General features: G+C 71.1%; 7 protein-coding genes. 4 read left to right on the top strand and 3 right to left on the bottom strand.

Annotation, left to right across the window (positions count from 1 at the left end; translation table 11 throughout):
- Nucleotides 1-267 precede the first annotated feature (267 nt).
- The 3 genes from ACZ7LS_RS35585 to ACZ7LS_RS35575 form a co-directional block, all read right to left on the bottom strand.
- The gene (locus ACZ7LS_RS35585; RefSeq protein ID WP_382875492.1) at nucleotides 268-1,923 is read right to left on the bottom strand and encodes a peptidoglycan-binding protein; all 1,656 of its coding nucleotides are present in this window, start codon (nucleotides 1,921-1,923) and stop codon (nucleotides 268-270) included.
- Between the two features lie 224 nt (nucleotides 1,924-2,147).
- Nucleotides 2,148-2,924 carry an alpha/beta fold hydrolase gene (locus ACZ7LS_RS35580; protein ID WP_382517930.1) on the bottom strand — a complete coding sequence of 259 codons (777 nt, stop codon included), beginning with the start codon at nucleotides 2,922-2,924 and terminating at the stop codon, nucleotides 2,148-2,150.
- 66 nt (nucleotides 2,925-2,990) lie between these two features.
- Entirely contained in the window at nucleotides 2,991-3,329 is a 339-nt protein-coding gene (locus ACZ7LS_RS35575; protein ID WP_382664744.1) for a DUF427 domain-containing protein, read from the bottom strand.
- Between the two features lie 179 nt (nucleotides 3,330-3,508).
- Here ACZ7LS_RS35575 and ACZ7LS_RS35570 point away from each other — a divergent pair, with 179 nt between their 5' ends.
- From ACZ7LS_RS35570 to ligA, 4 genes are read left to right on the top strand one after another with little or no spacing between them, the layout of a single operon-like run.
- Nucleotides 3,509-4,048, top strand: a complete 540-nt coding sequence (locus ACZ7LS_RS35570) for an LOG family protein (RefSeq protein WP_382875490.1) — start codon at nucleotides 3,509-3,511, stop codon at nucleotides 4,046-4,048.
- Between the two features lie 29 nt (nucleotides 4,049-4,077).
- Nucleotides 4,078-4,767 carry an SDR family oxidoreductase gene (locus ACZ7LS_RS35565; RefSeq protein WP_382664742.1) on the top strand — a complete coding sequence of 230 codons (690 nt, stop codon included), beginning with the start codon at nucleotides 4,078-4,080 and terminating at the stop codon, nucleotides 4,765-4,767.
- A complete protein-coding gene (locus tag ACZ7LS_RS35560) occupies nucleotides 4,764-5,849 on the top strand; it encodes a methionine synthase (protein ID WP_382875488.1) in 1,086 nt (361 codons plus the stop codon). The genes ACZ7LS_RS35565 and ACZ7LS_RS35560 overlap by 4 nt, the downstream gene beginning before the upstream one ends.
- Nucleotides 5,850-5,857: 8 nt before the next feature.
- Nucleotides 5,858-8,095, top strand: a complete 2,238-nt coding sequence (gene ligA / locus ACZ7LS_RS35555; protein WP_385134767.1) for an NAD-dependent DNA ligase LigA — start codon at nucleotides 5,858-5,860, stop codon at nucleotides 8,093-8,095.
- Nucleotides 8,096-8,265: the final 170 nt, after the last annotated feature.

The raw sequence follows: 8,265 nt of genomic DNA, 5'->3' as shown, positions 1-8,265 counted from the left end.
GGGGGGTGTTTGGTAAGGGAGCGGGTTTGTCGAGGGGGGGGGGGGAGACTGTCCGGTGGGTAGGGCAAGCGGATTCCACCTTCCACGGTCCCGAACCAACAGCGCGCCCCGGGGAAGCGCCGGGCCCCCCGCGGTCGGAGCGGCCGGAGCGGCCGGTGTGTTCGGACAGGCCGGCGCGGGCGGCGCGACTGTCACGACCGGATTCGACGGCCGGACCGCTCGCGGGACCGCTCACACGGCTGCCTCCGGGACCGTCTACCGGCCCGCTTACCGGCCGGCCTGGAGGGCCGCCCATGTCGCGGGACCGGCTATGCCGTCCGCGGTCAGGCCACGGCCGCTCTGGTAGTCGCGGACGGCCTGCGCCGTGTTCGCTCCGAACTGGCCGTCGATCGACACGGTCCGGCCGAGGGCCGCCGTCAACGCGCGCTGAAGACGCTCCACCGCGGGGCCCGTGCTTCCCTCCCGCACCACGGAGGCGGTGCCGGCGGAGAGCAGAGCCGTCCAGGTGCGGGCGCCGACGACGCCGTCCGCGGGCAGCCCGCGGGCGGTCTGGAAGGAGCTGACCGCGCTCGCGGTCCGCGTGCCGAAGACACCGTCCGCCGTGCCGGCGTTGTATCCCTGCTGGTTCAGCAGGGTCTGAGCGGCCGTCACCTGGGGCCCGGTGGAACCGCCGCGCAGTGTGTTGTACGACGGGAAGCCCAACTGGACGCCCCCGCCCCCGCCGCCGGTGCTGCCGCCCACCAGCTGCATGAAGTAGTTCCAGTTCCAGTTCGGTCCCGGATCGGTGTGGTCGTTGCCCGGCACCTCCGCGTGGCCGACGATGTGCGCCCGGTCCTTGGGTATGCCGTAGCGGTCGCAGAGGTACTTGGTGAGAGCGGCGGACGACCGGTACATCGAGTCGGTGAACCAGCTCGGGTCGTTGACGAAGCCCTCGTGCTCGATCCCCAGGCTGGAGGCGTTGGCCGAGCGGGCGTGGTACGCGGTGTCGCTGTCGCGCACCATCTGGGTGACGGCGCCGTCCGAGGAGCGGACCACGTAGTGGGAGCTGACCTGCGAGGCCGGGTTCTGGAACCAGCTGATGGTCCCGGCGTACGAGCCCTGCGTGACATGCATGACCACGCTGCTGATCGACGCGGACCGGCCGGACGCGTAGTTGGCCGCGTTGGCCGGCACCCACGCCGCGGACGGGTAGTCGGGCGAGAGCGCGGCGCGCCGCCGCTCCGCGTCCGTGGGCGCGTACGCGCCGCGCTCGGGCTCGACGGCGCGCGGCCGTACGGTGACGCTCTCACCACCCGCGACGTCCGCGTCGATGCCCTGCGCGAGGAGCGTGTAGACGGTGTCGGCGTAGAGCCGCGCGGTGCGGACGTCGGACGCCCCGCCGTACCGGGCGACCACCGGGTACCACGCGTCGACGCTGCCGCGCTCCGCGGCGTCCAGCCCCAGCCCGTCGGCGTGGGCGCGCAGTACGGCCGCGCCGCCGCGGATGTTCGCCGCCGTGTCCGCGCGCAGTTCGGCGCTCGGCTCGCCGGTCAGCCCGGCGGCCTTCTCCAGGCTGCGGTTCGTGGGGTTGCTCACGAGGTGCATCACCCCGTAGCCATTGGCCTGGCTGGGTTCGCCCCGGTGCCCGTCGAGGTGTGTCTCGCCGTACCCCACGGCCACCAACAGGTCCCGGGGGACATCGAATTCGGCCGCGGCGCGGGTGAAGGCCCGGCTCATGCCGTCCCGGTCCGACGCGGTGACGGGCACGGGCGCGGCGCCGGCGGAGTGGGCCGTGGCGAGGAGCACCGTGGCGACCAGACCACCGAGCGCGGACAGCGCCGTTCGCTTCGACGGCGCTCGCTTCGACGGTGTGATCTGCCACGGTGTGATCTGCCACGGCCTGTTCCCCGGCGGTCTGTTCCCCGGCGTCGATCGTCGGTACATGCTTCCTCCTGGCCGTTTCGCGGTCTCCGCCTGAGCGGGTCTGTGGGGGGTCTACGCGAGTTGAACGCACCACTCCTATCGAGTGGTCATGCTCACGTCAAGCCCCACGGTCGCGTACGCCGCACAAGTGGCCCATCAGCCAGAAAACGCGCGTACCAGCGAAAAGCCCCACGCGAAGGCCCTACGTGAGGGCCCTGCGCCGCGAAGCCCTGCGCCGCGAAGCCCTACGCCGCGAAGAACTCCTCCAGGACCGGTGCCAGCACATGGGGCGCCACCTCATGCGTCTGGCCCGTCAGCGTGCGGTGCCTGCCCCGGGGGAGGGCCGTGGCCACCGCGCGCGCCGCGTCCCGCAGCGGCGGCGGGCTGGCGCCGCCGTCCACGACCATCGCGCGCGTCCTGATCGTCGCCAGCCGGTCGGCCGGGATCAGGCCGGGCCCCAGTACGGCGTTGTCGTACGCCAGGGTGTGCGCCAGCGCCGCCAGATCCGGCCACATCGGGGACCGGCGCACCCGGGCGATCATCTCGGGCACCATCCCCACCAGTGCGAGGAACAGCTCCACCGCCTCGCCCCGCCGCCCCCGCGCCAGCAGGTCCGTGAGCCGCTCGCGGTAGGCCGCCTTGACCGGCAGATCGGCCGGGTCGGTCGCGTACGGAGGCTCGTACAGGGCGAATTGGGTGATCGGCAGGCCCGCGGCCGACGCCTCAAGGACCAGGGCCGCGCCCGAGGACATCCCGTACACGGACGCGCTCCCGCCCGCGACGTCGAGGAGCGCCGCGAGATCCTCGGTCTCCCGCTCCACGGCGTACGGGCCGCTCTCACCGCTGGCGCCGCGCCCCCGCCGGTCGTAGGTGATCACGTCGAAACGCGGCGCGAGCAGCTTCGCCAGCGGGGCGTCGGATTCGGCGGTGTTGAGCGCGCCTCCCACCAGAATCACCGGCGGGCCGTCCCCCGACCGCCGGTACGCGATCGGGGTGCCGTCCCCCGATGTCACCGTGCACACATTGTTCATACCGACTCAGACCGGTGTGCCCGGCACAACTCATCGCTCGTGGCGGAAGTTTCTTTCTCAGGCCGCGACGACCTCCGGGTCGTAGAAGCAGAAGTGGTCCTTGATCTGGGCGACTTCGGCCTTGGGCGTGGGGTACGCCCAGACGAGATCCGGCGCGCCGGGCAGCGACCAGTACGAGGCGTCGCCCTTGAACGGGCAGTGGGTGGAGGTGTCGGAGGGCGTCAGCAGTTCGGTACGCACGTCCTCCGGCGGGAGGTAGTAGCGGACGGGACAGCCGGTCTCGCGCAGCAGGAGCGGAGCGTTGCTCTCCGCGATGACCCTCCCGTCCCGTACGACACGTACATGCTCCGTGCCCCGCTCGATCGTGATGTGGTGTCCCGTGCTCACGGTGCTCATGGTGGTGTGCCCCTTCGGCTGGTGCGGGTCAGCGGTCCCGCTCGGTCTCCGCGGTCCCGCTCGGTCTCTCTCAGCGGTCCCGCTCGGTCTTCCTCGCGGCGCCTCTGCGGTCCCTCGCGGTCCCGCTCCATGTTCAGCAACGGAGCAGGGCGTGCTCTTCCCGCCGTACCGTTTGCCTCATGAATATCTGTGTCTTCCTCTCCGCAGCCGATCTCCCCGAGCACTACACCCGCCCCGCCCGTGAATTCGGCGAGCTGATCGGCAAGGGCGGCCACACCCTCGTATGGGGCGGTTCCGACAGCGGGCTGATGAAGGTCGTCGCCGACGGAGTGCAGGAGGCGGGCGGCCGGCTGGTCGGGGTCTCGGTCGGCTTCCTGGGCGCCGTCGCCCGGCCCGGCGCCGACGAGATGGTGGTCGCCAAGGACCTCGCCGAGCGCAAGGCCCTGCTCCTCGCCAAGTCCGACGCGGTCGTGATCATGGTCGGCGGTACGGGCACACTCGACGAGGCCACCGAGATCCTGGAGCTCAAGAAGCACGCCCTCCACGCCAAGCCCGTGGTGCTGCTCAACACGGCCGGTTTCTACGACGGACTCAAGCAGCAGTTCCGGCGGATGGACGCCGACGGCTTCCTGCCGCTGCCCCTCACCGACCTGGTGTTCTTCGCCGAGGACGGGGTGAGCGCCCTCGCCTATCTGGAGGAGTCCGCCGGCGTTCAGTGATCGGGGCGCGGTGATGCGACCATGACCGCATGGCTACCCATCTGATCACCGGTGCGGGCTCCGGCATCGGCGCCGCCGTCGCGCGCCGGCTGCACGAGCGCGGCGACGACCTGATCCTGTTCGCCCGTGACGCCGGCCGCGCCAAGGACCTCGGATCCGCCTTCCCCGGCGCCCGTACCCTCGTCGGCGACCTCGCCAACCCGGACCGGCTCTCCTGGGCGCTCGCCCAGCAGACGCTTCCCGACCGGCTCGACTCGCTGCTGCACATCGCGGGCGTCGTCGACCTGGGGCCGGTCGGCGACCTCACCCCCAAGACCTGGCACCACCAGCTGAACGTGAACCTGCTCGCCCCCGCCGAGCTGACCCGGCTCCTGCTGCCCCAGCTCCGGGTCTCCCACGGCCAGGTGATCTTCGTCAACTCGGGCGCCGGGCTCAGCGCGCACGCCGAATGGGGCGCGTACGCCGCGTCCAAGCACGGCCTCAAGGCGCTCGCCGACGCGCTGCGCGAGGAGGAGCGGGCGAACGGTCTGCGGGTGACCTCCGTCTATCCGGGCCGTACGGCGAGCCCCATGCAGGCCAAGGTCCACCAGCAGGAGGGCAAGGAGTACGACGCCGCCCGCTGGATCGACCCCGGGTCCGTGGCGACGACGATCCTCACGGCGCTCGACCTGCCTCGCGACGCGCGGATCGACGACGTGACCGTACGGCCGGGCCGGTGAGCGAGCGGATGGACGTGTCGCGGAGCGAATCCCGGAGCGACGCGCGGAACGAGCCGCTCACCCCATCGCCGGCCGACTCGGCCGAACCGGCAGGGAACGTCCGGGGAGCCGCCACGGGGATCGGCTCGATGCCCGGCGGCGACGCGCGGGAGACCGCCAAGGCCGTCACGGGCAGCTTCGAGGACTTCCCGCACCTGCCCGAGCTGCCCGCCCGCGGCCCCGGCGCCGACATGATCGGCCGGACGGCGGGGCTGCTCGTCGAGGTCTACGCGCGCGTGGAGCCCAGCGGCTGGCGGATCGGCGACCGGCCGGGCCGTGACACCAAACGGGCCTGGTCCTGGATGGGCGAGGACCTCGACGCGCTGGAGGAGTTCACCCAGGGGTACGTGGGTCCGCTCAAGGTCCAGGCCGTCGGGCCCTGGACGCTGGCCGCCTCGCTGGAGCTGCGCAACGGCGAGTCGGCGCTGAGCGACCCCGGAGCCTGCCGGGACCTGACCGGCTCCCTGGTGGAGGGGCTGACCGCGCATCTCGCGGAGGTACGGCGCCGGGTGCCCGGCGCCGTACCGGTGCTCCAGATCGACGAGCCGTCCCTCACCGCCGTACTGCGCGGACACGTGAGGACGGCCAGCGGCTACCGCACCCACCGCGCCGTGGACCGCCAGGTCGTGGAGAGCGCGCTGCGCGAGGTGACCGCGCTGAGCGCGGGCACGGCGGTCGTGCACTCCTGCGCGCCCGACGTGCCGTTCGCGCTGCTCCGGCGGGCCGGCGCCGCCGCGGTCTCGTTCGATTTCGGTCTGCTCACCGAGCGTGATGAGGAGACCATCGGTGAGGCGGTCGAAGGCGGAACGAAACTCTTCGCCGGAATCGTGCCGGGCACCGACGGCCCATTGTCAGACCCTGCCGGTAGCGTCATGGGTGTCAGGACGCTGTGGCGCAGGCTGGGGCTGAATCCGGGGACTCTCGCGGAGTCCGTGGTGCTCACCCCGTCGTGCGGGCTCGCGGGGGCCTCTCCCGCGTACGCGCGCGCCGCGATGGCGCACTGCGTCAGGGCCGCGAGATCCCTCGTGGACAACCCTGAGTGACGATCCGGATGCCGGGTCATGGTGAACGGGAGGACGAGACGGTGGCTGGCGAACAGCGGACGGCGGTGCCCGCCGAGGCACGGGAGCGGCATGCCCAACTCGCCGAGCAGATCGAGGAGCACCGCTTCCGGTACTACGTGAAGGACCAGCCGGTCATCAGCGACGGCGAGTTCGACAGGCTGCTGCGGTCGCTGGAGGCGCTGGAGGAGGAGTATCCGGAGCTGCGCACGCCCGACTCGCCGACCCAGAAGGTCGCGGGGGCGTACGAGACGGACTTCACCGCCGTCCAGCACCGCGAGCGGATGCTCTCCCTGGACAACGCGTTCGACGACACCGAGCTGGCCGCCTGGGCCGACCGGGTCGCCAAGGACGTGGGCACGCCCGACTTCCACTTCCTGTGCGAGCTGAAGGTCGACGGGCTCGCGGTCAATCTCACCTATGAGCACGGCAGGCTGACCCGCGCCGCCACCCGTGGCGACGGCCGTACGGGCGAGGACATCACGCCCAACGTCCGTACGATCGCCGAGATCCCGCACCGGCTGGCGGGCGAGCGCGTCCCGGATCTCGTGGAGGTCCGCGGCGAGGTCTACTTCCCGATGGAGGCGTTCCAGGAGCTGAACGCACGTCTGGTGGCCGCGGGTGACAAGCCGTTCGCCAATCCGCGCAACGCGGCGGCGGGTTCACTGCGCCAGAAGGACCCCAAGATCACCGCGACCCGCCCGCTGCACATGGTGGTGCACGGCATCGGGGCCCGCGACGGCTTCGACATCGACTGCCTCTCGCACGCGTACGGCCTGCTGCGCGAGTGGGGGCTGCCGACCGCCCGGCACAACAAGGTGGTCGGATCGATCGAGGAGGTGCGGGAGTTCATCGCGTACTTCGGCGAGCACCGCCACTCCGTGGAGCACGAGATCGACGGTGTGGTCGTCAAGCTCGACGAGATCCCGCTCCAGGGCCGGCTTGGCTCCACCTCGCGCGCCCCGCGCTGGGCGATCGCGTGGAAGTACGCGCCCGAGGAGGTCAACACCAAGCTGGTGAACATCCGGGTGGGCGTCGGCCGCACCGGGCGCGTCACTCCGTACGCGCAGGTCGAGCCCGTCACGGTCGCCGGTTCCGAGGTCGAGTTCGCCACACTGCACAACCAGGACGTGGTGAAGGCCAAGGGCGTCTGGATCGGTGACACGGTCGTGATCCGCAAGGCCGGCGATGTCATTCCGGAGATCCTCGGCCCGGTCATCGATCTGCGCCCCGAGGACGCGTACGAGTTCGAGATGCCCGCGGTGTGTCCCGAGTGCGGTACGGAGCTGCGGGCCATGAAGGAGGGCGACATCGACCTCCGCTGCCCCAACGCCCGCACCTGCCCGGCCCAGTTGCGGGAGCGGCTGTTCTACCTCGGCGGCCGCAAGTGCCTGGACATCGAGAACTTCGGCTATGTGGCCGCCGCCGCCCTGACCAGACCGCTGGAGCCGGACACACCGCCCCTGCTGGACGAGGGCGATCTCTTCGATCTGACGGTCGGACAACTGCTGCCCATCAAGGCGTACGTGCTCGACCAGGACAGCGGGCTGCCCAAGCGCGACCCGAAGACGGGCGAGGAGAAGGTCGTCACGGTCTTCGCCAATCAGGAGGGCGAGCCGAAGAAGAACGCCCTGGCGATGCTTCAGCACATCGCTGCGGCCAAGGAGCGTCCGCTGGCCCGGATCATCGCCGGGCTCTCCGTCCGCCATGTCGGACCGGTCGCCGCCGAGGCGCTGGCCAGGGAGTTCCGCTCGATCGACCGGATCGAGCAGGCCACGGAACAGGAGCTGGCGGCGGTCGACGGAGTGGGGGCGATCATCGCCACCTCCGTCAAGGAATGGTTCGAGGTCGACTGGCACCGCGAGATTCTGCGCAAGTGGCGGGCCGCCGGGGTACGTATGGAGGAGGAGGGCACCGGCGAGGACGACACACCAAGGCCGTTGGAGGGCCTGACGGTCGTCGTCACGGGCACGCTGGAGCGGTACACGAGGGATGGCGCGAAAGAGGCGCTTCAAACCCGTGGCGCGAAGGTGACCGGGGCCGTCTCGAAGAAGACCGGCTTCGTGGTGGTCGGGGAGAACCCCGGTTCGAAGTACGACAAAGCGATGCAACTGAAGGTTCCGGTCCTGGACGAACAGGGGTTCACCCTCCTGCTCGAACGGGGTCCGGACGCGGCCAGGGAGGCCGCTGTCAGGCCTGAAGAGCCATCGGCCACCCCCGAGGAGTAGCGCGAAATCCCCCAGAAAGCGGAGTCCCACACCGTCGAATTCGGGCCGCAAAGCTCACCCGTTCGGCGCATACCGGATGGATACGGATGGGCAGGTCGCATTCGGGCAACAGCTGTAGAGCGCTGCCCGTCGGAGCGTTCCGCGGCCTACTGTTGAGAGGTGCGCCTGTC

Source organism: Streptomyces sp. NPDC039430 (assembly GCF_055639435.1).
The sequence above is the reverse complement of the archived record's forward strand: the minus strand, read 5'-3'. Positions and strand labels throughout refer to the sequence as shown.